At 40.7% G+C, this 24,403-nt stretch carries 22 protein-coding genes; 17 read left to right on the forward strand and 5 right to left on the reverse strand.

Annotated features, from left to right (window positions below):
• Positions 1 to 434 precede the first annotated feature (434 nt).
• Entirely contained in the window at positions 435 to 1,151 is a 717-nt protein-coding gene (locus CSV60_RS06645; protein ID WP_099636428.1) for a hypothetical protein, read from the forward strand.
• A gap of 207 nt (positions 1,152 to 1,358) precedes the next feature.
• A complete protein-coding gene (locus CSV60_RS06650) occupies positions 1,359 to 1,721 on the forward strand; it encodes a hypothetical protein (protein ID WP_099636429.1) in 363 nt (120 codons plus the stop codon).
• A 722-nt stretch (positions 1,722 to 2,443) separates the two neighbouring features.
• Here the strand turns inward: CSV60_RS06650 and rpsD are convergent.
• On the reverse strand, positions 2,444 to 3,046 hold the full coding sequence (rpsD, locus tag CSV60_RS06655) for a 30S ribosomal protein S4 (protein ID WP_099629630.1): 603 nt from the start codon (positions 3,044 to 3,046) through the stop codon (positions 2,444 to 2,446).
• Positions 3,047 to 3,575: 529 nt separating this feature from the next.
• On the opposite strand from rpsD, the gene megL reads away from it, so the two are divergent.
• A complete protein-coding gene (megL, locus tag CSV60_RS06660) occupies positions 3,576 to 4,766 on the forward strand; it encodes a methionine gamma-lyase (RefSeq protein ID WP_099636430.1) in 1,191 nt (396 codons plus the stop codon).
• Between the two features lie 421 nt (positions 4,767 to 5,187).
• Complete coding sequence (locus tag CSV60_RS06665) at positions 5,188 to 6,336, forward strand: baeRF3 domain-containing protein (RefSeq protein WP_099629632.1); 1,149 nt, start codon at positions 5,188 to 5,190, stop codon at positions 6,334 to 6,336.
• 44 nt (positions 6,337 to 6,380) lie between these two features.
• Here CSV60_RS06665 and CSV60_RS06670 read toward each other — a convergent pair whose 3' ends face one another.
• Positions 6,381 to 6,761: a carboxymuconolactone decarboxylase family protein gene (locus tag CSV60_RS06670; RefSeq protein ID WP_199173094.1), complete on the reverse strand. Its 381-nt coding sequence runs from the start codon at positions 6,759 to 6,761 to the stop codon at positions 6,381 to 6,383.
• A gap of 215 nt (positions 6,762 to 6,976) precedes the next feature.
• Between CSV60_RS06670 and CSV60_RS06675 the strand changes: the two genes are divergently transcribed.
• Positions 6,977 to 7,294, forward strand: coding sequence for a YflT domain-containing protein (locus CSV60_RS06675; RefSeq protein WP_099629633.1), 318 nt, complete (start codon positions 6,977 to 6,979; stop codon positions 7,292 to 7,294).
• Positions 7,295 to 7,391: 97 nt separating this feature from the next.
• On the opposite strand, the gene CSV60_RS06680 is transcribed toward CSV60_RS06675, so the two are convergent.
• Positions 7,392 to 8,198: a S1C family serine protease gene (locus CSV60_RS06680; protein ID WP_099636431.1), complete on the reverse strand. Its 807-nt coding sequence runs from the start codon at positions 8,196 to 8,198 to the stop codon at positions 7,392 to 7,394.
• A gap of 179 nt (positions 8,199 to 8,377) precedes the next feature.
• On the opposite strand from CSV60_RS06680, the gene CSV60_RS06685 reads away from it, so the two are divergent.
• The 6 genes from CSV60_RS06685 to mbcS all read left to right on the forward strand — a co-directional run bounded on the left by CSV60_RS06685 (position 8,378) and on the right by mbcS (position 16,823).
• Positions 8,378 to 10,327 (forward strand): flagellar assembly protein A, encoded by a 1,950-nt coding sequence (locus CSV60_RS06685; RefSeq protein ID WP_158233161.1) that lies wholly within the window; start codon positions 8,378 to 8,380, stop codon positions 10,325 to 10,327.
• 205 nt (positions 10,328 to 10,532) lie between these two features.
• A complete protein-coding gene (gene ezrA / locus CSV60_RS06690; RefSeq protein ID WP_099629636.1) occupies positions 10,533 to 12,224 on the forward strand; it encodes a septation ring formation regulator EzrA in 1,692 nt (563 codons plus the stop codon).
• A gap of 73 nt (positions 12,225 to 12,297) precedes the next feature.
• A complete protein-coding gene (locus tag CSV60_RS06695; protein ID WP_099629637.1) occupies positions 12,298 to 13,431 on the forward strand; it encodes a cysteine desulfurase family protein in 1,134 nt (377 codons plus the stop codon).
• Entirely contained in the window at positions 13,428 to 14,630 is a 1,203-nt protein-coding gene (gene thiI, locus CSV60_RS06700) for a tRNA uracil 4-sulfurtransferase ThiI (protein ID WP_099636433.1), read from the forward strand. The genes CSV60_RS06695 and thiI overlap by 4 nt, the downstream gene beginning before the upstream one ends.
• A gap of 77 nt (positions 14,631 to 14,707) precedes the next feature.
• Positions 14,708 to 14,923 (forward strand): alpha/beta-type small acid-soluble spore protein, encoded by a 216-nt coding sequence (locus CSV60_RS06705; RefSeq protein WP_099629639.1) that lies wholly within the window; start codon positions 14,708 to 14,710, stop codon positions 14,921 to 14,923.
• A gap of 322 nt (positions 14,924 to 15,245) precedes the next feature.
• Positions 15,246 to 16,823 carry an acyl-CoA synthetase MbcS gene (gene mbcS, locus CSV60_RS06710; protein WP_099636434.1) on the forward strand — a complete coding sequence of 526 codons (1,578 nt, stop codon included), beginning with the start codon at positions 15,246 to 15,248 and terminating at the stop codon, positions 16,821 to 16,823.
• Positions 16,824 to 16,898: 75 nt separating this feature from the next.
• On the opposite strand, the gene CSV60_RS06715 is transcribed toward mbcS, so the two are convergent.
• Positions 16,899 to 17,699, reverse strand: a complete 801-nt coding sequence (locus tag CSV60_RS06715; protein ID WP_099629640.1) for an NAD kinase — start codon at positions 17,697 to 17,699, stop codon at positions 16,899 to 16,901.
• Between the two features lie 104 nt (positions 17,700 to 17,803).
• Here CSV60_RS06715 and sppA point away from each other — a divergent pair, with 104 nt between their 5' ends.
• The 5 genes from sppA to CSV60_RS06740 all read left to right on the forward strand — a co-directional run bounded on the left by sppA (position 17,804) and on the right by CSV60_RS06740 (position 22,244).
• Positions 17,804 to 18,808 carry a signal peptide peptidase SppA gene (sppA, locus tag CSV60_RS06720; RefSeq protein ID WP_099629641.1) on the forward strand — a complete coding sequence of 335 codons (1,005 nt, stop codon included), beginning with the start codon at positions 17,804 to 17,806 and terminating at the stop codon, positions 18,806 to 18,808.
• A 17-nt stretch (positions 18,809 to 18,825) separates the two neighbouring features.
• Positions 18,826 to 19,371 (forward strand): RDD family protein, encoded by a 546-nt coding sequence (locus tag CSV60_RS06725; protein WP_233189559.1) that lies wholly within the window; start codon positions 18,826 to 18,828, stop codon positions 19,369 to 19,371.
• Positions 19,372 to 19,399: 28 nt separating this feature from the next.
• Positions 19,400 to 19,903: a thiol peroxidase gene (tpx, locus tag CSV60_RS06730; RefSeq protein WP_099629642.1), complete on the forward strand. Its 504-nt coding sequence runs from the start codon at positions 19,400 to 19,402 to the stop codon at positions 19,901 to 19,903.
• A gap of 52 nt (positions 19,904 to 19,955) precedes the next feature.
• Positions 19,956 to 20,870: a class I SAM-dependent methyltransferase gene (locus CSV60_RS06735; protein WP_099630000.1), complete on the forward strand. Its 915-nt coding sequence runs from the start codon at positions 19,956 to 19,958 to the stop codon at positions 20,868 to 20,870.
• 147 nt (positions 20,871 to 21,017) lie between these two features.
• Positions 21,018 to 22,244, forward strand: a complete 1,227-nt coding sequence (locus CSV60_RS06740) for an acetate kinase (protein ID WP_099636435.1) — start codon at positions 21,018 to 21,020, stop codon at positions 22,242 to 22,244.
• Between the two features lie 274 nt (positions 22,245 to 22,518).
• On the opposite strand, the gene CSV60_RS06745 is transcribed toward CSV60_RS06740, so the two are convergent.
• Complete coding sequence (locus CSV60_RS06745; RefSeq protein WP_099629644.1) at positions 22,519 to 22,974, reverse strand: universal stress protein; 456 nt, start codon at positions 22,972 to 22,974, stop codon at positions 22,519 to 22,521.
• A 243-nt stretch (positions 22,975 to 23,217) separates the two neighbouring features.
• Here CSV60_RS06745 and ald point away from each other — a divergent pair, with 243 nt between their 5' ends.
• A complete protein-coding gene (gene ald / locus CSV60_RS06750) occupies positions 23,218 to 24,339 on the forward strand; it encodes an alanine dehydrogenase (protein WP_099636436.1) in 1,122 nt (373 codons plus the stop codon).
• Positions 24,340 to 24,403: the final 64 nt, after the last annotated feature.

Raw genomic sequence — 24,403 nt, forward strand, 5'->3', positions numbered from 1 at the left:
GTATTATAGCATGTTTAGTTTATTGCGCATCAAGTAGAAAATAAATCAATTAATGAACATGTAAAACATTTTAGTTAATCAATGATGCATAGAACAAGAAGGTTGAAGAACCGAAGTCATGAAATTCTGTAGATTATAAGGTCGTCGCAGGGTGAGAAAAAATAACAGAATTTAGCTGTCGTTAATATAGTTAAGAATGGTGATAGATTGGAAGGTAGTCTCCTTGATGTGAGCTGTTTTTTGTATTGATAAATGGTTGCCCTATCTATTGTGTAAAGGCATGTGGAACATTGATATAATGGAACTGCATACAATTTTTTATGGTAATTTCAGAATTGGTTGCATAGGCGAGGGAATGACTATAGCATCGTAAATAAAAATGTAACGCACCAGAGTAAAGTTTGGCGGATGCGGAGGGAAGAAGGGGAAGAGTTTTGAAAGATAAATTATTTAGTATGATAGTCCAGAGTGAAAAAGAGTTGATGGAAAGCTTTGATAATTATTCATTGTTAATAAATGCGAGTGAAATCGCGAAAAAATATTATCAGGGAAAGCCAAATAACACACAAGTGGACCCAACGGGAAATATTCCGTATAAGTACAAGCTAGGTGTAGAACAAACAAAGATTTATAGAGGGAAGCAGTTAGTCAGGGTTTATGATACTCAGACAAAAACAAGCGCCACAGAAGATTATTTCATTCGAGGCGTAAGTATTTGTGATGCCCTCCTAGAAGATGTCTACGAGTTATTTTTAATGAATGAAGATTTGCAAATTACAGACAGAAGATTGGATAGCCAGATATCTTTTTCCGAGGATAAACTTCCGATGGTTTTATTGTCATATATGCCGAATTACAAGAAAAACAATGGTTGCGCATCCGTAGACATCGAAGACTATTTCCTACAATATAATATATACCGACAATTAAGACATGCAATAATTCATAACAAAGGAAGGCTGAAAGAAAGGCACTTAATAAGAATAGAGAATATTTGCAGAGAAATTGAAAGCAGAACAGGGAAGGGATATATTATCGAAAATATACCATTTATAAAAAATAATGAAGTGAATGTAAATATGGAATTAATGTGTATCTTCAGAAGGTTCCAACTAGAACTGACTGCTCAATTATACATTAATTTAACTTAATAAGTCCGCCCTGGCCAACCAGAGGACAACATTTGATTGCAGCATTGCGCTGCGTCATTTGTTGTCCTCTTTTTTATTACCTGATTTATGTCTTCGAGTAAAAGAATGCATACGTTAGAATGACTCCCACAAGCACTATACATAATGAATATTAAATTAAAGGTTATTCAATTATTTTAGCGAATATTGTCAGTGGGAGGTGATACTTTGGAAATTAAAAATGACTGGACTACAAAAATAGTAATTACCAGGAGTAACTTAATGGATTTAATTAGTAAGGTTGATAAAACTCTAAGTAAATTAGCAAAAGAACTAGAACAACAATTTAAAGAAAACGGCAATAGCATTAAAGTTTCTTCAACAAAAGAGTCTAATGAATTTTCGACATTTTGGAGCTTTAACGTTGGCTCTACAAATATTAAATTAGATATCAGAAATGTAGAGAATTCGTTGAACGCCTATGATTACGATCCTGAAACAGGTGGTATGAAAGAACCTGTCCAAAAAGACGTAGAAAAAACACTTAAAGATATGCTAGTTCTGAGATATGAAAATCAAATAAAATTATAATGTTTAAGCGCTCGCATGATGAGCGCTTTTTTCTATGCCTGAAAATAAAGGAGTGAGTGGTGATGTGACAAGCCGAATTGTGAAAGTAAAATCGACTTCTCTTTCTAAATTAACCAGCAGGGTATTAAGGGCTTTTTCAAGTGGGTTGGGGAATATTTCCAACTACTATGGATATATTAAGATAGCATCAAAAAAGGCCCAGCTAGAAAGACTGATAAGAGAGGCAGAAGAGTAGATATAGCACGTGTTCTTTTATTTTGCCAACATCCTGACTGCTCAGGACAGCGTAAACGGGATGGTAAGCGAGTAAATAGAGCTGATATTCATGAATGTCATAGAAAGCCGTCACGGGTATTTTTGTGGTTGTGGGAGTGAAGGACAGAATTGTCCGTTATTTGATAGCTGTTGTTCAGAGACTTTCGATAGCTGTTTCCCAAAAATGAGTAGCAGCTTGAGCAGTCATATGGGTAGATGTTTAACGAAAGGTCAAATTGGAATGTTCGTTCATATATCAATAAAAGATGTCCTCAATTTTGAGTAGATGTTTTTTTATCCACTTCTGTCCATAGCCCGCCTAAGTTATTTGTTAGCCCCAAACTAGCCCCAAATCAGCCCCAGATACATGCTTTTTAATGGGGTTAATTGCATAATTGAAATAAACAAAAAAAAGCCCGAAACCCTGACTTAACAAGGTTTCTAAGGCTTTTAATAATGCACACTTATTAACGAGAGTAGAATTCAACGATCAATGCTTCGTTGATTTCAGCAGCTAATTCGCCGCGCTCTGGAAGGCGTACGAATGTACCTTTTTTCGTCTCTTTATCAAAAGTTACGAAATCTGGAACGAAGTTGTTCACTTCTAGTGCTTCTTCGATAGCAGTCAAGTTTTGAGATTTCTCACGAAGAGAGATTTCAGAACCAGTTTTCACTGCGAATGAAGGGATGTCAACGCGCTTGCCGTCTACCAAGATGTGACCGTGGTTGACTAGCTGACGAGCTGCACGACGAGTGCGTGCAAGACCCATGCGGTATACAACGTTATCTAAGCGAGCTTCAAGAAGAATCATGAAGTTTTCACCGTGAATACCTTGCATTTTACCAGCTTTGTTGAAAAGTGTGCGGAATTGACGTTCGTTTACTCCGTACATAAAGCGTAGTTTTTGTTTTTCCTGTAATTGCATTCCGTATTCGGAAAGTTTTTTACGTTGGTTTGGACCGTGTTGTCCTGGTGCGTATGGACGCTTTTCAATTTCTTTACCAGTGCCTGTTAGTGAGATACCTAAACGGCGTGACAATTTCCAAGATGGACCTGTATATCGAGCCATGAGAGACTCCTCCTCTGTTGGTTTTATTTTGTTGTAAAATAAGACCAGATATGTTCAATCCATCTGCCATTCTATAATCTTGCAACTTCGCCCCTGCAGCCTCGAGGTTACGTGGTGCACCTTAAAAAAGGAATAGACTGGACAAAACAGAACACATAACTGCTGCGAATATTTTACACAAAGCATAGCATACCAAGTTATTGACTATTGGTCAAGCATTTCAGTTTTATAAGTTGCAGTAAAGTAAATCACTTCAGTTTTTAAAAATGATATTTACCTAGTACTGCAACACTTAGCAGATTTTCGTTACAGGCGGTGACTCCAGCTAGAACAGCGCGGGCTTGAAGCCGTGCCTGCGGAAAGCGCCCGCCTGGAACGGAAATCAGCGTTTCTTAACTAGTTATAGATTTCTTTATTCTATTTAAAATAGATTGAAGTAATTGCTCTTTCGTTTTGCAAACAATCGATGTACACTAGACTAAAGCGTTTTCATCATAATATGAATAAGCTATAAAAAGGAGGAATCAGCATGAAGAACACTAACAACTGGCACAAAGAGACGGCCGTGATTCATGAAGGATACGACAGTAAAGATCATCAAGGAAGTTTATCTGTGCCGCTGTATCAAACCTCAACTTATGTATTTGATTCGGCTGAACAAGGAGAGCGACGTTTTGCTGGTGAAGAAGCGGGAAATATTTATTCTCGTTTAGGAAATCCGACGGTCGCTGTGCTGGAAGAACGTATTGCCAAGATGGAAGAGGGCGCAGCAGGACTTGCATTTGCTTCTGGTATGGCCGCAGTTAGTGCGGTGCTCGTTCATTTGACAAAAGCAAATGACCATGTGATTTGTTCGCGTGGGATTTATGGTTGCACATTCGGATTCTTAAAAATATTAGAAGAGAAGTATAATATCACGCATGATTTAATCTCCATGAAAACGGAACAAGAAATCGAAAAAGCTGTGAAACCAGAAACTACATGTATATATATAGAGTCGCCAATTAATCCGACGATGGAGCTAGTTGATCTTGAAGCGGTAGTTAATGTAGCGAAGCGCCATAACTTGAAAGTAGTAGTGGATAATACTTTCTGCTCTCCTTACATACAAACACCTTTAACATTCGGTGTAGACTATGTACTTCATAGCGCAACGAAATACATTAATGGACACGGTGATGTGATCGCAGGGTTGCTCGTCGGTAAAGATGCAGACGAGATGGCAAAACTCCGTGGGACCGTGTTAAAAGACTTCGGTGGTATCATTTCGCCATTCGATGCGTGGCTATTGTTACGCGGTATTAAGACATTACCTATCCGAATGGAACGTCATTCAGCCAATGCCGAAATTATCTTTGAGTATTTACAGAAGCATCCGAAAGTAGAAGAAGTATTCTATCCATTTGACGATCAGCATCCGCAGTATGAGATTGCGAAGAAGCAGATGAAAATGGGTGGCGGATTGATTTCCTTTACAATCAAAGGCGGAAAAGAAGAGGCGCAGAAGTTGCTGAATCATTTATCGCTCGTCAAGTTAGCAGTGAGTTTAGGAGATGCAGAGACGCTAATGCAACATCCAGCGACGATGACACACTCTGCTGTGCCGAAAGAAGACCGTGAGAAGATGGGTGTGTCTGATACGTTACTACGCTTATCTGTAGGGCTAGAGCATATGGAAGATATCATGGCAGACTTGGATCAAGCATTTGAAGCGATCTAAATTGAAAAAAGCGAGCGTCCCCTATTGGGGAGCTCGCTTTTTATATAGGATAATAAATGTTACGTTTGACAACGATTATATGTGTTGATTTATATAGCATGTAGATTCTGATTGGACCTCTTTTGCCGCGGTCGTGTTCTACTGGTTGTTTCCCTTAAGCAACGCAAACCCTACCTACTTTTGCGTCCTTGCGACCCTATAGTCGCGCCAGTGATGAATAAGTGTTCCGAATAAACATCTGCAGAACGCCTTTTTTATGTCAGATCTGTTATCAATCCCAATCAATAACTATACATGAGTTACAGTTGTTTGTCAATAAGCTTCTACACTATCGGAATCGTAAAGTTTATAAATAAGTGAATAGGGAACAAGTTGAATAGAGCCTGTTGTATGCAGGAAAATTTATATTGGAGGGATTAGGATGAACGTAGAGATTGTAAACGAATTTCCTCATGAGTTTTTGAAGGAGCAAGCGGAGACATGCATCTCCATTTATCAACCGACCCACCGGTATCGACCTGAAAATCAACAAGACCCGATCAGATTTAAAAACTTATTACAGAAAGTAAATCAAGAGTTGTCGAAAAAACATGCAGTGAATGAAGTGAAGAGTCTATTGGCTCCTCTTGAGAAACTAGAAGGCGAGCGTCCTTTCTGGGCACATGCAGGAGATGGACTCGCATTATTCGCAACGAAAGATCGCATCATTGCCTATCGACTGCAACGTCCTGTACCTGAATTGGCGATTGTGTCGGACAGTTTCCATATCAAACCGCTTATTCGCGTATTCCAATCTGCTGATCGTTATCATCTGCTTGGTGTGAACAGACAAGAATTCAAACTTTTTGAAGGGAATCGATATGGTGTAGAGGAAGTAGAAATCCCTGAGGAATTAGCGAAAACCAAAAATGAAGCGATTGGAGATCAAGTGACCGAATCGCATTTGGGCGCTGGTAACACAGGTGGCGCTGCTGGAACGGCGATGTTGCATGGACATGGTGGTAAAAAAGATGAAATTGATATCGATATTGAGCGTTATTTCCGATACGTAGATCGAACGGTTGCAGAGAATTACTCTAAGCCGATGGAGATCCCTCTATATCTAGTAACACTTTCAGAATACCAGACGCAGTTCAAAGAGTTAAGTCATAATCCATACTTGCAAGCCGATGGAATTAAGTCCGACTTTGATGCCTTAAGTCTTGAACAGTTACGTAAAATGGCGTGGGAATTAGTAGAACCCACGTATTTACAGAAAACAAAAGACTTAGTGGAAAATTTTGAAAATGCTAAAGTGAGCGACCAAGCTTCCGAAAACATTGAAGAAATTGCTAAAGCGGCAAGTGAAGACCGAATCAGACGACTCATATTGGAAGACGATTATCAATATCCAGGTAGAATCAACCTAGAAACAGGAGAAATTCAGACGGAAAATCTGGAGGGATCTGCAGTGGACGATGTACTGGATGACTTAGCAGAAACCGTCTTTAAAACCGGAGGCGAAGTAGTGGTTCTTCCAAAAGAACGGATGCCTGTTGGAACAGGGGCAGCTGCCATCTTTAGATGGTAAGAAGAAAATCCGGCCCAGAGATATCTCTTGGCCGGATTTTCCTGTCATTTTTCTTGTTCGAAAACTTCTTTAGCTACAGTCAACGCGGTTTGTACACGTGGAAATCCGACGTAAGGAATGAGTTGCATCATGCTCTCCACGATTTCTGTTTTAGTAAAACCGACTGTTACTGCACGCTTTATATGCGTTTTTATTTGTGTAGTCGCTCCTTGCGTGACAAGTGAAGAGAGTGTCACTAATTGTCTTTGTTTACTATCAAGCCCCGGTCGCGAATAAATCTCACCATACGCGAACTCCACTATGTATTTCCGTAAATCTGGCGCCAATTCTTTTAATGCGTCGGCCGTCATCAGGCGTTCGGCTTCTTCCTCACTTACATACTCCTTAATCTTCTCTAAACCTGCTTCAATGCGTTCTGTTGACAATGAAATAACCCCCTGTTTTTGCTGTGTTATAAAGAAAGTATAGCATATTCTGACTATTGCTTTGTTTTTCAAGTTAGGAATTATGTAATTTCTATCAGTTTAAAACAAGATAATGGTTCGAAGGATGTGAAATTCATCGTTATTGTTTAATAATAGCTAAGAATAGGTATAGATGAATAGAGCAGAAAACAAATATATAATGGAGGTAATAATAAATGGATAAGTTTTTCCTAGAGAACGCAGTACAAGCTAAAAAGAAGATTGAAGAATTGGTAGGGCAAGGCTACACGCATGATGAGATTTATGTTTTCGCACATAGTGAAGATCGTGAAGACAAAATTTCAGACGCCCTGGATTCAGAACAAGTAGGTATGGCAGAGATGGGCTTCCTCAATACAATGAAGAACATGTTCACCTCTCGCGGCGATACATTGCGCGCACAGATGCAAGCGATCGGCCTTTCAAAAACAGAAGCTGAAGAAGGCGAAAGTGAACTAGACAAAGGTAAATTATTGCTAGTTGCTAAAAAGTAAGACAGTAAATAAACCGGTTAAAGGAGATGACTCCTTTGACCGGTTTTGTTGTGTATACATACAGATTAGAAAGATGTAACTCCCGAGCCGTTCTCTGTCACATACTTTTTTCCTTAGCCATTGCCTCGTAATAAGCATCTACAGGAATGAACAACCCTACCTTACCATGCGTTTCCTCATCCAATGTAGCAAAGACAATGCCAATCACTTTGCCTTCTTTATTAATAACAGGACTCCCACTATTCCCTCTATAAACAGGAGCCTTGATCATCACAACAGGAATGTCCCAATCTGTTAGCTGTATGTAGTCAATCGTGTGACCATTATTCGCTATTCCTGAAAAACTCAATGGATTTCCAATAAACGTAATGGGCTCATGATCGTAAAAAGTCGTTTTCTCCGCTAGAGTTAAGTGAGGAAGATCCGTTCCGTTGACCTCGAGTACTGCTAGATCGATGTCTGGAAACACGTGTGTGACATCTGCGGTAAATCGGTCGCCTTCCGGGAAAGAGACGATCATCGATTCATTTCCTTCTACTACATGAAAATTCGTTAGTATGGTACCTTGTTCATTAATGGAAAAGCCTGTACCTTTCGTATTTTCTGTGGCTACGACAACTACCGACTCTTTAAATTCTGCTATTTGTGGATCGGAAGATAACTCTGAAGATGCTTTTAGAAACTCCAATGCTGGAATGGAATATATCTGAAAAACGATAGCGAACGTACTGAGTGCTAACGTAGTTGCCATAATCCAAAACATCCACTTAGGAAAAGGACGATAGGTGCGGCGGACATTTTTTTCGGCTGCTGCTTTCTCTAAAGCTTCCCGTTGTGCTTCGAGTACGAGATCTTGCAGCTCATCATCGTCCAAATCTTCTTGGTACGGATCTTTGCTATCCACTAGTACCACCTCTTTCTCGTACATAGTTTATCAGATAATGAATATGAAGGAAGCGAACGGAGATTTCGTAATAGAGGTTATTAGAAAGCTCTGAATAGTCTTGGAGAATAGTTAAAAGGAATCTGTTTTATGCTATACTATACATGAAGATAAAGGGCTATATAGATGGGGGTGCAAATATGACCAGATCCATTACAACACAAGCTGAAACGGTAGGAGAGGCGATCAAAGATGCGCTTGAAATTCTGCAATTGACAATAGATGACGTTCACATCCATGTAAAAAGACCCGCGGGTACCTCAATGTTCGGACTCAAAAGAGTGTTAGCAGAAGTAACAATTACTGAAAGAGAAAAAACGAATAGCATACAAGAAGAATCAGAAGAAATTCCTGCGGGTGTCCGTATTCATGATGGACAATTGGAAGTTCGATTTGGTAAGCAAGCCTATCCGATTATTGTGCCTACGCCTGGCGTCGAACTGCTGATCAACGGAATCGAATGTACAGGACGGACGATCTTAGAGCCGACAGATCGTGTAGAGTGTGAGGCAATTACCGAAGAAGTGAATACTCAACTCGTCATTCAACTGAGTGATGATCAGATGATTGCGACTGCTTTAGTGACGCCTGGAAAAAGAATCACGCGTACAGTGCAGAATACGCCTTGGAAACAAGCTCTCAAAATCCAAGCAAATGAAAAAGTACATGTTTTCAACGAGTTGACGATAGATTCGCTAATGGAAGAACTGCATCGTATGGGGATTGATTCTTCCTACATATCTATGAATGGTATTCAGCAAGCTGTAAATACACTTGAGTTCTCAGAATTTGTCGTTGCTCGAGGAATTCTTCCTATTGAAAGTCAAGATGCACGTTTGGACATTCATTTGAATTTCAAAAAGCCAGAAGGTGATGATGATGCTCCTATTGATTTCCGCGAGCATAACTTTATTCCGACCGTGAAAGCGGGTCAGCTGATAGCTACGTATATCCCAGCGGTACAAGGGGTCAACGGCATAAATGTACTAGGCGTAACGTATAAAGTGAAACCACCTAAAGACGTGATCGTCCGTCCAGGTCCTACTGTAGATAGTATACTGCATAAGCTCTATGCGAAAATTGATGGAAGACCCGTTATTGAGTGGCGCAGTAAACTCGCAAAGATTTATGTGAATCGAGAATATCGGCATGCTGCAGATGTCAGCTTGGAAAGTGGCAATATTCATTTTGAAGGAGATGTATGGATTGGCGGGAGTGTGCATCCTTCCATGTTCATTGCGGCTTCCGGCTTCATCACGATTATGAAGAATTGCACAAAGGCCTCCATTCGCGGAACGAAGTCTGTATTCATTCAAGGGAGTATTTTCTCATCCACTGTTACAGTAGGCATTCAGGAAAAGGTTATTACGATGATGATCAATGATTTGAAGGAAATTCTCGACTACTTACGCAATATCGACTCAGCACTCGTTCAAATCTTTGCATTACGTGGTGAGAATCCCGAAGAGGTGCCGCCATTTATATTGAAGCAAGTCATTCAGTTATTATTGGAGCAAAAATACGCGGCGTTTACAGACATGAATCGACACTTTATACAAGTAGTGAAAAATCATACGAGAAGATTGGATCAAGAATGGCTAGGTTTAGCTGAGCGTTTATATCAGTTATTTGTCGACCCACTTAGAGAGGAACATACGAATGTTCTCTATTTACGAAGTTTGATCGACAAAGCGAATCAATTAATTGAAATTTACGGTGAAGAAATTCGTCCGGAATCTGTATTACAAGCGGCCTTCGCATTGAATAGTATTTTGTACAGTAACGGAGATATCCATATCCGCTCAAAAGGAGTCTATAATTGTTCTCTTACAGCGCTTCAAGATATTACTATTAAAGGCGTATGTCGTGGCGGGGAAGTCATTGCGGGGAGACATATAGAATTGGATGAAACGGGATCGCCCGCAGGAGTGAAAACATGTATTCAGACAAATGCAGGAGGAATCATACAAATTGGAAAGGCATATCCCGGGACATGGATTCAAATTGGTTCGCAACACCATGAAATCTTGCAGATTCGCCAGCATGTAACAGCAAAATTAAATGAGGAAGGCCTTTTATCTATTAAGTAAATGAATAATTCGCCAAATTTACAAATAGAAAATGTGGAAATAGAGGAATTCATCTTGAAATATCCTAAGATATGATAAAAAGTTCGTAGTTTTTTAAAAAAGATGTGAATAGAAGACGAAAATGCTTTAAACATGTTACGATATACTATAATATCTAAAGTAGTCACTTTATGCGCGAAGTGTGGGATAGGGGGATCATAGTGAGATGATATACGTCATCATTCCATTAGTTATCATCATTGTTCTAACAGTGATGGCATTTCTGTCTAGGCGAAAGCATATACAAGAAATCAGTGAAATGGAACAAGAAAAATTACAAATTCAAAACGAGCCAATATTTGAAGAAATGACGAAAGTAAAGCAGTTGAACATGACTGGCGAAACAGAAGAAATGTTCGAGAGATGGCGCAATAATTGGACAGAAGTAGTAGATGATCGCCTTCATAATGTAGATATGCTTTTACTGGATGCTGAAGGGCAAGTTGATCGTTTCCGCTTTAAGAAAGCAACGGAAACAGAAAAACAGATCCGCGAAATCTTGAACGAATGTGAAAAAGAGATGCGAACGATCTTGCAGGAATTAAACGAACTGATCGGCAGTGAAGAAAGAAATCGGTTCGAAATAGAAACGGTAAAAGAACATCACCGTGCCGCGCGCAAAAAGATCTTAGCTCATCAGTACGCATTTGGACCGGCAGTGGAGTCTTTAGAGAAAGAGTGGGAGTCCTTCAATCCAAGGTTTGAAGAATACGACGCACTTATCGACAATGGCAACTACTTACAAGCGCGTGAAATTGTGATTGTACTAGGAGCAAAAGAAGAACGCTTTTCGTTTTTACTCGATGAGATTCCTGCATTACTTAATGAGTTGCAGACGAAAATACCTGCGGCTTTGCGAGAATTGCGTAAAGGAATTATCGAAATGGAAGGTCAGGAGTATTATTTAGGACACCTGAAAATGCCTTCTCGTTTCGAAAAAATCGAACAACAAATTGCGGATCTTCGACAGTTATTAGCACGCTTGGATGTGGAAGAAGTAGCAGCGGAAGTAAATGAAATTCATGACGAAATCGAATCATTCTATGATGTATTGGAAGAGGAAGTTAGTTCCCGTCATTACGTAGATGAGCATTTGGATCAAATGTTGGATCTGTTTGAAGAACTTCAATATGCGATTCCGGATACGATTGAAGAAGTGAAATTCGTTCAACAAAGTTACCGTCTTGATGAAAATGAAGTCGTTATTCCACAAATGGCATTGCAAAAATTGAACGCATTGGCGAAGCGAATTGAAATATTCATCGAACGTCAAGATGCGAAAAACTTGGCATACTCCGCTCAACAAATTGAGTTGCAAGAGCTAGTGGAAGAATTGGATGCCATTTCTGATGCGCATTCCAAGTTCAGTAGTCGTATTAAGAATCTTCGGATCGACGAAAATCTCGTACGTTCCCGCATTGTGACTCTTGCACAGCAACTTCAAATTGCGGATCGTAATTTACACCGTGCCAATATCCCGGGAATTCCCGATGATATGGAGGTACAACTTGAAGAAGCAGATGAACAAATCTTTATTGTGAAGCAAAGTTTGGAAGAAGTGCCACTTAATATGGCGTTGGTTGAATCATATGTTGAAAAAGCAGATACAGTAGTCACTGATGTTTGTGCGAAAGCTGCAGATATGATTGAAAATGCATTGCTTGTAGAACGAATCATCCAATACGGTAACCGTTACCGTGCATCTCATCCGGACGTTCACACTAAATTGTTGAAAGCTGAAGAGTCCTTCATGCAATGCCGCTACTTAAGAGCATTGGAAGAAGCAGGTACTGCGGTGGAAGAAGTTGAACCAGGCGCCTTGAAAAAGATTCAAGGTATGATTCAAGTTAAAGTATAATTATATTCCGACAAAGCCACCGGTTTTCCGGTGGCTTTGTTTCGCTCATTCATATAGAAAGGAGAGAGTACGTATGTATTTTGATCATAGCGCCACAACCAAGCCGGATGAAAGAGTTCTCCGCACGTTCATGGATGCTTCCGAAACGTATTTTGCCAACCCTGCATCGCTACATGCGGAAGGAAAACGTACAGAAAAATTATTGGAACGTGCGCGAACACAACTGCTTGGAACGATCGGACTAGGATTGACGGAAGGAATCTTTACTTCAGGCGGAACAGAATCCAATAATCTTGCCATACTAGGTTATGTATACGCCAACCAACATAAAGGTCGTCATCTAGTTACGACATGTATCGAACATCCTTCTGTATTGAATGTTTTCAAGGAATTGGAAAAACAACACTTCATTGTGGATTATCTAACTGTAGATGAAGAGGGAAGAATTTCATTGGACGAACTCCAAGCGAAGTTGCAAAAAGATACGATTTTAGTTAGTATCATGCATGTTAACAATGAAATTGGTACGATTCAGCCCATTGAGGAATGCGCGAAAATCATTCATTCATCTTCACGTGCAATGTTCCATTCCGATTGTGTGCAAAGCTTTGGAAAACTCTTGCTTACTGATTTTACGGATGGTCCCGATCTTGTTTCATTATCGGCCCATAAAATTTATGGAATAAAAAATAGTGGATTTCTAGCGTATCGTCACAATATACGACTGCAACCCATGGTCTTTGGTGGCGGACAAGAACATAAATTGCGTAGCGGAACCGTATCGGTGCCACATGCGGCGGCACTTGCGAAAGCGGCCCGTTTACTTGTAGAAGAAATAAATATGCAGCAGTTCCAGCAATGGCGCCATGAACTGGTTGCGTTTTTCTCGGAAATAGATGAATGCAAAGTATTGGCACCAAACGCGAGTGCACCTTATATACTATCCGTTGCATTTGCACGGATAACAGGGGAGATAGCGATTAACTTCCTGCAACAACAGGGAATAATCGTCTCGACTTCAAGTGCTTGTTCATCCAAGAATTCGGATGTAAGCCACGTGGTTGAAGCGATCCATGTACCCCGAGCGTTTGAAAAAGGCGTCATTAGAATTAGCTTAGGTAAAAATCAAACAAATGAAGAAATTGAACAATTGAAAGTAGCGGTTCGTCAATTAGTCGAGCTGATTAGAAAAGGAGTGGGGAAATGAACTGGAATACCATTTTAATTCGATATGGTGAAATGTCGCTAAAAGGAAAGAATAAAAGTAAATTTATACGTAAACTAAAGGCGAATATAAAAGCCGCTTTGTCCGATTTGGGAACTGTTACGATGCGTGCAGAACGTGACCGGATGTTCATTTATGCAGAAAAACCTGAAGAACTAGATCGTGCTGTTGAAATATTGCCGTCGATTTTTGGCATTCAATCATTCAGTCCGATTGTAATTTGCGAACCTACAGTGGAGGATATTAAAGAAACTTCATTAAAAGTTCTAGGTAAAACGGAAACTGCTGGCAAGACATTTAAAGTAGATGTCAAACGTACAGACAAACGTTTCCCACTCAATACGGGGGAATTGCAACAAGAATTGGGTGGTCATGTATTGAGGGCGTTCCCTGATTTGATCGTTCAAATGAAGAAACCTGAAATTTTATTATATGTAGAGATCCAGCAAGAAGCAGCATATATCTCTTCACACACCTATAAAGGCGCAGGTGGCATGCCAGTTGGCTCCAATGGCCACTCATTGCTATTATTGTCGGGAGGAATCGACAGTCCAGTAGCAGGCTATATGATGATGAAGCGCGGAGTGTCATTTGATGCCATTCACTTTGCCAGCCCGCCGTTCACGAGCGATTTGGCGTTAGAAAAAGTGGAAGACATTGTCAGACAACTAACGAAATTCGGCGCTGTCATTCGCTTGCATGTTATTCCGTTTACGGAGTTGCAACAAGCGATTGTTAAACAAGTACCAAGCAATTTGTCGATGACGACTACAAGACGAATGATGATGAAAGTTGCTGAACAAGTACGGAAAGACACGAATTCCCTTGGTTTGATCACAGGTGACAGCCTAGGGCAAGTAGCAAGCCAGACACTGGAAAGTTTGACAGCTATTAACGAAGTCACGAATACACCTATCTTGCGTCCGCTCATCGCAATGGATAAATTAGAAATCATCCAGATTGCTGAAAAAATTGGCACGTACGATATTTCTATCCGTCCATATGATGATTGCTGTACCGTATTTACGCCACCGAGCAATAAAACGAAACCGCAAGTTGAAAAAGTGGCATATTACGAAAGCTTCCAGGAGTTTGATGACATGGTGACAGAAGTGGCAAGCCGACGTGTTACGACGATTCCGAGCAGGCAGACAGAAGAAGACTTCGAAGACTTGTTATAAAGAAAAAATTACCTATTATCTTCCTTGCATGATATTTTGAAAAGTGACCATTCTAATGTCACAAGGAGGTGAACGACATGCCAAGTAGCAACAACAACAACTCAAACCAATTGTTAGTTCCCGGAGCGCAACAAGCACTTAACCAAATGAAGGAAGAAATTGCTTCTGAATTTGGAGTACAACTTGGGCCAGATTCCACATCGCGTGCCAACGGATCCGTCGGCGGAGAAATTACAAAGCGATTAGTGCGTCAGGCTCAATCACAAATGAACAATTCTAATCAGCAATCGTAAGACATGGGATGCCTCGGAAGCCATAGTGCTTCTTGGGGCATCTTTTTTGGATTGATTTTAAGTTAAAGGGGTGAGTTCAAGTGCTAAATGGAATAAGATAAGTGAAGCGATGATTAGTGTGATGGGATTGAAGCATCCCCTCCGAAGCGCCAATCCCACCCCAACAACAGTGCAAGCTTCATCATTCATTCCAACTAGCATTCCGAAAAACCCGGTATACTATACGTTTCGTACCAGTATAATGAAGAAAAGTATATAAAGTTTTGAAATTTCACCATTCTATTTGTATACTTGTAGTATTACGCAAAAAGGGGGAATGGAAATGAACCGAGAAGAACTACTTGCGCCGGCTCGCTACAATATTGTTTCGGAATTCGAAAAATACGCAACGGGTGATGGCAGAAAAGCATTAATTTATGTAGATGCGCAAAATCAAGAACAGCAAGTAACGTATGACGAACTCATCCAAGCAGCTAACCGTACAGCGAACGTGCTGACATCGAATGGCTTGAAAAAAGGGGATGTAGTGCTGGTCATGGTGCCGCGCATGATTGAAGCGTATGTGACATACATTGGTGCACTAAAGGCAGGACTTGTTGTAATCCCTAGTTCTGAAATGCTACGTTCCTCCGAAATTGAATATCGAATTGAACACAGTAACGCAAAAGCAATTATTGCATTTGACGCTTTTACTGATCAACTTGAACACGTAGAAAATCTTGAAAAAGTGACAGTCTATATTATCGGTGAAGCAAAAGAAGGGGAAGTCTCCTTGACTGCACAAGAAAAGAATGCTTCGTCAGAGTTTACCGCTTGTGATACCGCTAGTGACGATATGGCGTTTCTGTCGTATACATCTGGTACGACAGGCAAGCCGAAAGGTGTAGTACATACACATGGCTGGGGATATGCACACTTACGAACGACTGCACCCAACTGGTTAGGTATTGAAGAACATGATATTGTATGGGCTACAGCGGCACCAGGATGGCAGAAGTGGATTTGGACACCGTTCTTATCTGTTCTAGGAAGCGGTGCGGTAGGTTTTGTCTATAGCGGTAAATTCGATGTAGATAAATACTTACAGTTCCTGGATGATTACCAAGTCAATGTTCTTTGTTGTACGCCGACTGAATACCGATTTATAGCAAAAGCTAAAAATTTAGATGCGTTTTCACTAGCCTCTTTGAAAAGTGCTGTCTCAGCGGGAGAACCATTAAATCGTGGTGTCATTGATATTTTCGAAAAGCAGTTTTCGCTTTCTGTCCGTGATGGATATGGACAAACAGAGAATACGTTGCTTGTTGGTACGATGATTGGAATGGAAGCGCGTCCTGGATCAATGGGTAAACCTACACCGGGAAATATCGTAGAGGTCATTAATGAGGAAGGTAAACCGGCAGACGTAGGTGTAGTGGGCGATATTGCCGTTCATAAATCAACACCTGCACTGTTTCAAGAGTACTTAAATGACCCTGAACGCACGAAGATGCAATTTAGAGGGGATTATTATATTACCGGAGACCGAGCGAAAAAGGATGAAGAAGGCTATTTCTGGTTTGAAGGGCGAGGCGATGATATCATTGTGAGCTCGGGTTATACGATTGGACCGTTCGAAGTGGAAGATGCTTTGATCAAGCATCCTGCAGTTCGTGAGTGTGCGGTAGTAGCAAGCCCTGATCCTGAACGTGGAAACGTCGTGAAAGCATTTGTCGTCTTGCGCGATGATACGGTAGAATCAACTGAGAAACTCGTAAAAGAGTTGCAAAATCATGTCAAAGAACTGACGGCACCTTATAAATATCCTCGTAAGATTGAGTTTTTAGAAGAGTTGCCAAAAACATCTTCAGGAAAAATCATGCGTATTGAGTTGCGTAAAAAAGAGCAAAATCAAAATTGATGTGGTCGTAAGGGGTTAAAAAGGACTGTCAAGAGTCGTTTTGTTCTGACTATTGACAGTCTTTTTCGGTTCATTTCAGAAGAACGTACGTTGGACTTTTTCGAAGAAAGAGTTATCTGGAAGTTTTGCGGTACGAATGACTTTATGGCTTAGTCGTGCTTCTACTTTCCCTACTTGTTTGATACCGAGCGCTTCGTTGTCTGCTGCAATGGAAGGAAATTCATTGCCTTCTTGTTGGATATTGAGCGTCAATGTTCGTTCATTGCTTAGGATGAACGACGTGCCGAGCGTACGGTACCGATTATTGTTAACCGATGCAAGCTCTGTCACTTGGAAAGAAGGTAGCCGCGGATCAATTACAGCGCCTTTAACAGATTTATTATACGCTGTACTACCTGTTGGCGTGGAGATGATCATACCGTCGCCGAGGAATGTTTCGAATAATAAGTCATCGATGTAAATATCCATGACAAATGTTCGAATAATAGTAGAACGTATACTGAATTCATTCAGGCATAAGAACGGATTCTGCTCGTTAATCGACACTTCAAGGAGCGGATAATGGCGCTCTTCGATCGTTGCTTGTTGTAGTGTGTGTATAAGGGAACTAATGTCATCATATTTGAAATCACAATAGACGCCGTGTGCCCCTTTTACAGATGCTCCAAGGTAAAGAACATCCTGGCGAAAATCGGTTTTACGAACAGCTTGTAGGAATGTGCCGTCACTGCCGATACTGATGACTACATTGGCTTTCGTATGATCTTCTGTTAGTTTGAAACCTTCTTTTTTAAGGCGTTGTGTAATCACATGTTTTTTATGGACGGTGTCTTCGTCCAAACGGCTAAAGAGAAAAATGGTATGTAGAGAATCCATTTGAATCGTCTCCTTTTTCAGATAATAAAATAATTGTAACACGAATGAAACATTTGGACGATTAGGAACGTATAGGTAGATGTGAACAAAGGAGGAAATATAGTATGAATGCAAAAAGATGGATTGCTGTAGCAGTAGCCGCCACATTGATTATTGTGTCGGTTGGTATTAACGCGATGTCATGGGTCTTCACGAGAGACTGGAACAGTTTCGTCAATGAAATCAATTTGATGGAGACGAAAGTACAAGAAACAGTAGTAGAAGAAGGAAGCGTCAATGAGCGAATTGCAGTATTGACAGTGGATGGCGTCATACAAGACGTTGGTGAAGCGACACTCTTTAGTGGAGCGGAATACAACCATAAACAATTCATGACGCAATTGAAAGAAGTAGCGAATGACGACTCGGTGAAAGGAATTGTGCTGTCTGTTAATACACCAGGTGGCGGTGTATTGGAGTCATCTGATATTTATGATGCCATTACAGAAATTCAGGAAACGAAAGAAATTCCAGTCTACGCTGCGATGGGTGGCATGGCGGCTTCAGGAGGTTATTATATTTCAGCTCCTGCCGATAAAATTTATGTTCATCCTGAAACATTGACTGGTTCAATTGGTGTGATCATGCAATCGGTTAACTACGGAAAGTTGGCCGAAAAATACGGTGTGGAATTCCCGACGATCAAGTCAGGTCAATATAAAGACATGATGAGCCCGACTCGAGAGATGAAGCCTGAAGAACGTGCCATGCTACAGGAAATGATTGACGATTCGTATAAGCGTTTCGTTGATATTATTGTAGATGGACGCGGTATGTCAGAAGCTGCTGTCCGTAAAGTAGCGGATGGACGTGTTATGAATGGCCGCCAAGCAATTGAAGCGGGACTTGCAGATGATTATGGTAAGTTACCGGCAGTCATTGCTGCTATGAAAGAAGATTATCACTTAGAAAAGGCAGAAGTATTTGAATATGGAATGCCTACTAATTTAAAAGCTATTCTATCCATCAAAGCACATGATGTATTCAATGGCGATGTCGAATCACAAATCATGAAGAAATTACTGACTGAAAATACAGCACCACGCATGATGTATTTATACGGTGAATGAGAAGGAGGGAAACGATCATGACGAATGAACTGCTGGATACGCAACCAACTGTGCGACTTGAACAGACACTCGTACCAAAATATGCAGGTTTCTGGATCAGACTGTGGGCATTTTTAATCGACATGCTGATCATTTCGGCAATTAGCGGCATCTTTATCAAGCCCGTGTTTCGCGTACTTGATATTGCGATCACCAAGCCCTCTGCTTTTTTATTCAGTCCGTATAAAGTAACTGCCCTTGTCTTGTTATTGTTGTATTTTATCTTGATGACGAAAATAGCAGGGCAAACCGTAGGGAAAATGATCATGGGAATTCGTGTGATAAAATCAAACGGTGAGAAAGTAAGTTGGGGCTCCGTTATTTTTAGAGAAGGTTTCGGCCGTTTCATTTCACAAATGCTATGGATTCTATATTTGCTTGTTTTGTTCTTACCTCAAAAGAAAGCCCTTCATGATGTCTTTGCCGACACGGTTGTCGTGCATGAACGAACATTCGAGAGAAAAGAAGTGCAGAAAATCATTCATCCTGAACACCATCAGTTGCATGATGACCCTACGGTTTAGTACACTAGATTAAAAGGAGTGGTTAGGTATGGTACAAGTTACATTCAAAGATAATCCGATTCATCTGTTAGGTTCAGAAGTAAAAGTTGGAGATCAGGCACCAAGCTTCACAGTGCTTGCTAATGATTTGAATCCTGTTACACTTGAAGATTCAAAAGGTAAAGTACGTTTGATCAGTGTGGTCCCTTCTGTTGATACAGGTGTATGTTCCATCCAGACAAAGCGTTTCAACGACGAAGCAACAGCTCTCGGTGACGATGTGGAAGTCATGACAATTTCTTGCGATCTTCCGTTTGCACAAGGACGTTGGAAAGAAAATGAGAAAGTGGAAAATTTACACTTATACTCTGATCATCGCGATCTTTCATTTGGTACAGCATTCGGTACAGCGATTGAGGAATTACGTTTATTGACCCGTTCAATCTTCGTTGTCGATCGTGACGACAAAGTCACATACGTAGAGTATGTAAGTGAAGCGACTGACCACCCGGACTATGATGCAGCGATTAAAGCAGTAAAAGAATTGAATTAATTAAAAAACCCACCTGAAACGAGAGGTGGGTTTCTTCTTGGAGGAATTTCAAATGAACAACACAGAAAAAGTTTTTACGTATTACGATAATCATGCGGCGGCTACGGAAGGTTTGTATTTGGATGCTGTGCTCGAAGCTAGTGAAAAATGGCTAGATCAACCGTCAGCAGTAGACTTACAAGATCCTGATAAAGAAGAAATTCGTAAAGGTATTCAGCTAGCCTTATTAAAAGGATTGAAGCAGTCCACACAAGCTCATCACCAAATGACTCCGGATACGATTGGCTTTTTGATGGGTTATCTAGTCAATAAATTATTGGATTCCAGACAACCTGTAACGTTACTCGATCCTGCGGCAGGAACGGGGAATCTATTGTTTACAGTATTAAATCAATACAAAGGTTCCGCTTCTGCCAATGCAGTTGAAATCGATGATGTGTTGATTCAAATCGCTGCAGCGACAGCCAATTTATTGGAGCTACCGGTATCATTTTATCTACAAGATGCGCTACGTCCGTTACCTATTGACGTAGTGGATGCGGTAGTAAGTGATTTACCTGTAGGCTATTACCCTGACGATGAAGTGGCTATGGATTATGAACTAATGGCACCGGAAGGTCATGCGTTCTCTCATTATTTGTATATTGAGCAATCTATGCGCTATGTGAAGCCGGGCGGTTACGGATTATTCATCGTTCCTTCCAAGTTGTTAACTGCTGAAGGGGCAGAACCTATTTTGAAATTTGTCAAAGAACATAAATTATTGAGGGGCTTGCTTGAACTACCTTCTTCATTATTTGCAGATCAACGCTTTGCTAAAAGTATTTTATTGTTACAACAGCCACCAAATGAGAACTTTGTCTTACCGGATGTGTTGTTAGCGAAAATACCTGAACTTGGGAACGCTACTGCTATGCAACAGTTCTTCAATAAACTAAGTGCGTGGATGCAAGAAGAGGTAAAGTGACGAATAGTCACTTTACCTCTTTTTTTAAAATAATCCATTGGCAGAAAGATAGCGCACAACTCATGAATTCAATTGCTTTTAGAATAGGTAGATACTATAATAAATTAAAACGTTCTACGACGTAATTATTATAAGGGGTGGATATTTGTGCCGAAGATCTTGTCGATCAATGCTGGAAGTTCTTCATTGAAGTTTCAATTGATTGAAATGACGAACGAAGAAGAAATTACTAAGGGGTTATTCGAACGAATTGGGATGGAGAATTCTGTATTTACAATGGCGACTGCCGAAAAAAAAATCGAGAAAGTAGTAGATATTACTAATCACTCGATGGCCGTTGAAATGCTTTTGGAACATTTACTCAGTGAGGGAGTCGTTTCGTCATATGATGAAATTGACGGAATCGGTCACCGTGTAGTTCACGGGGGAGAGCTATACAGTGATTCGGTATTAATTACTGACGAAGTAGTTGAGAAGCTTCAAGAGATTTCAAGTTTCGCGCCTTTGCATAATCCAGCAAATATTGTAGGAATTAAAGCGTTTGAGAAAGCTTTGCCAAATACACCATCTGTTGCAATCTTTGATACAGCATTCCATCAGACAATGCCCGAGAAAGCGTTTTTGTATGCGTTACCATATGAATACTATGAAAAGTATGGAATTCGTAAATACGGTTTCCATGGGACGAGCCATAAATACGTAACGGAGCGTGCTGCCAAGATCTTGAATAGACCTCTTGAAGACACACGTCTCATCTCTTGTCACTTAGGTAACGGTGCGAGTATTGCAGCTGTTAAAGGTGGTAAGTCAGTGGACACATCCATGGGCTTCACTCCGTTAGCAGGAGTAATTATGGGTACGCGTTCAGGTAATATTGACCCGGCTCTTATTCCGTATATGATGGAACATACGAACGAGTCAGCTGAAGAAGTAGTCAACACATTAAATAAAAAATCAGGACTACTTGGAATCAGTGGATTTTCAAGCGACTTGCGCGATATTACGGAAGCTGCAGAACAAGGCAATCACCGTGCGCAATTGGCACTCGATGTCTTCACAGACCGGATCCACCAGCACATCGGGCAATACGCGGCTGGAATGGGTGGAGTGGATGCAATCATCTTCACAGCAGGAATTGGAGAGAACAGTGCAATCGTTCGTGAAAAAGTAATGAACGGATTAGAATTTATGGGTGTCTACTTTGATCCAAGCCTAAACAATATTCGCGGCGAAGAAGCGTACATTAGCTTCCCACACTCACCAGTCAAAGTACTCATCATCCCGACAAACGAAGAAATCATGCTAGCTCGCGATACAGTGCGAATCGCCGGAATTTCAGTATCAGAAGAAGCAGAGAAAGTAGCAGTTGAATAAATGAAACAAAGTCCCGACCGTCAGAACGCTGATAGTCGGGACTTTTATTATTCAAGCAGCACTTCAATTCATTCTCTACGGCTTTTGCGGGGTAAAGCGTTGCGTTAGGAGTATGTGCTTCGACATAAGTGTATTCAAAAGTCTACATGGGAAAGAGTCCGCCTAGAATGTCGGTCACCGGTGCCCGCTATACTTTATCTCTAGCAATATACGCAAGAAAAAACTGCCACAAGAAATCGAATGAACGACTTCTTGGACAGCTTTTAGTTACGCATTAGCCTTGTAGATGTTCCGGAGTACGTACAACCAGTACGTCACACTTTGCAGAACGAACGATATTTTCAGAAACACTTCCGATTAAGAAACGTTCGACACGGTTTAAACCTGTAGCCCCACAGATAATTAAATCTGCATTAAGCTTCTTAGCAATATCACGTGGGATCAACGTCTTAGGAGAACCATATTCTACGTGGATTTCCACATTTGCTACGCCGGCTGCAACCGCTTCTGTACGATAGTCAGTTAACAACTCTTCAGCATATTTCTGTGCACGCTCTGCGATGGAACGATCGTACGCTTCAACTGCCGCGTAAGAACGCGTATCAATAATATTGATCAAGTGAAGAGTCGCATCGTTACGATCTGCAATTGCGATCGCTTTCTTAAAAGCCCATTTCGCCTCATCTGAACCATCCACGGCTACGATGATGTCTTTGTAAGTAAGTGCCATTTTACCACTCCATCCTTAAAATTAAAATCTATCTACAGTATTCTTATTCTCCATAGATTATGAGAGTCCTTCTTTTTTTGTCGAAATGTTTTATCAAAGTTTAGAAAATGAAGATTATATGGAAAAACGTTGAAAAAAAGAGGAAAAACCATCTATTTTCTGATAAGATTAAATAGTTATTAATCGACAAAGAGAAAATAAAAAAAGTAATTAAAAGAAATTACAATTCTAGGAGGATTTTGCATGCGTATAGGTGTTCCAAAAGAGATTAAAAATAATGAAAACCGAGTGGCAATAGCCCCTGCAAGTGTTCTAACTTTAAAAACAGCTGGTCATGAAGTATTAATTGAAAAAGGTGCTGGAATCGGTTCGAGTTTTCAGGATGAAGAATATAAAGATGCAGGTGCGATCATCGTAGACTCAGCCGCTGAAGTATGGGAAGCGGACATGGTACTGAAAGTTAAAGAACCTGCAGAATCTGAATATCAGTATTTCCGTGAAGGGTTAATTCTATTTACGTATCTTCATTTAGCGCCAGAGTTAAAATTAACACAAGCATTGCTCGACAAAAAAGTAACAGCAATTGCTTATGAAACTGTTCAATTACCTAGCGGCGGATTACCTCTACTAGCGCCTATGAGTGAAGTAGCAGGCCGTATGGCAACGCAAATCGGTGCACAGTATTTAGAAAAGACAAAAGGCGGAAAAGGGATTTTGCTTGCTGGAGTGCCAGGCGTATCGCGTGGAAAAATCACGATCATCGGCGGCGGACAAGCAGGTACAAATGCTGCGCGTGTTGCAATCGGAATCGGTGCACACGTAACCATCTTGGATTTATCGGTTGAGCGTGTACGTCAGCTGGACGAGATCTTCGGAGAGCATATTCAAACATTAGTATCCAATCCATATAACATTGCAAAAGCAGTAAAAGATGCAGACTTGGTAATCGGGTGCGTTCTGATTCCAGGTGCAAAAGCGCCAACTCTCGTAACAGAAGAAATGGTGAAATCTATGAGCCCTGGCTCTGTAGTGATTGACATTGCCATTGACCAAGGTGGAATTTTTGAAACATCTGACCGTGTCACAACACACGATGACCCGACATACACAAAACATGGTGTCATTCATTATGCGGTAGCGAACATGCCGGGAGCAGTTCCACAAACATCCACCATGGCGCTAACGAATGTAACGATTCCTTATGCTCTTCAAATTGCTAACAAAGGTGTCAAAAAAGCATGTGCAGACAACGAAGCGCTGCGCAAAGGAATCAACACACTAGCAGGGCACATTACGTACCAGGCAGTAGCAGAAGCACAAGAACTGGAATACGCATATGTTGGAGATGTACTAGAAACGATCTAAACGAAAGAAAAGACCACTACATAAAGTAGCGGTCCGAGACTGGAGACAAACTTCTAAACTAGAG

The sequence above is a fragment of the Sporosarcina sp. P7 genome, assembly GCF_002743425.1.
Lineage (GTDB): Bacteria > Bacillota > Bacilli > Bacillales_A > Planococcaceae > Sporosarcina.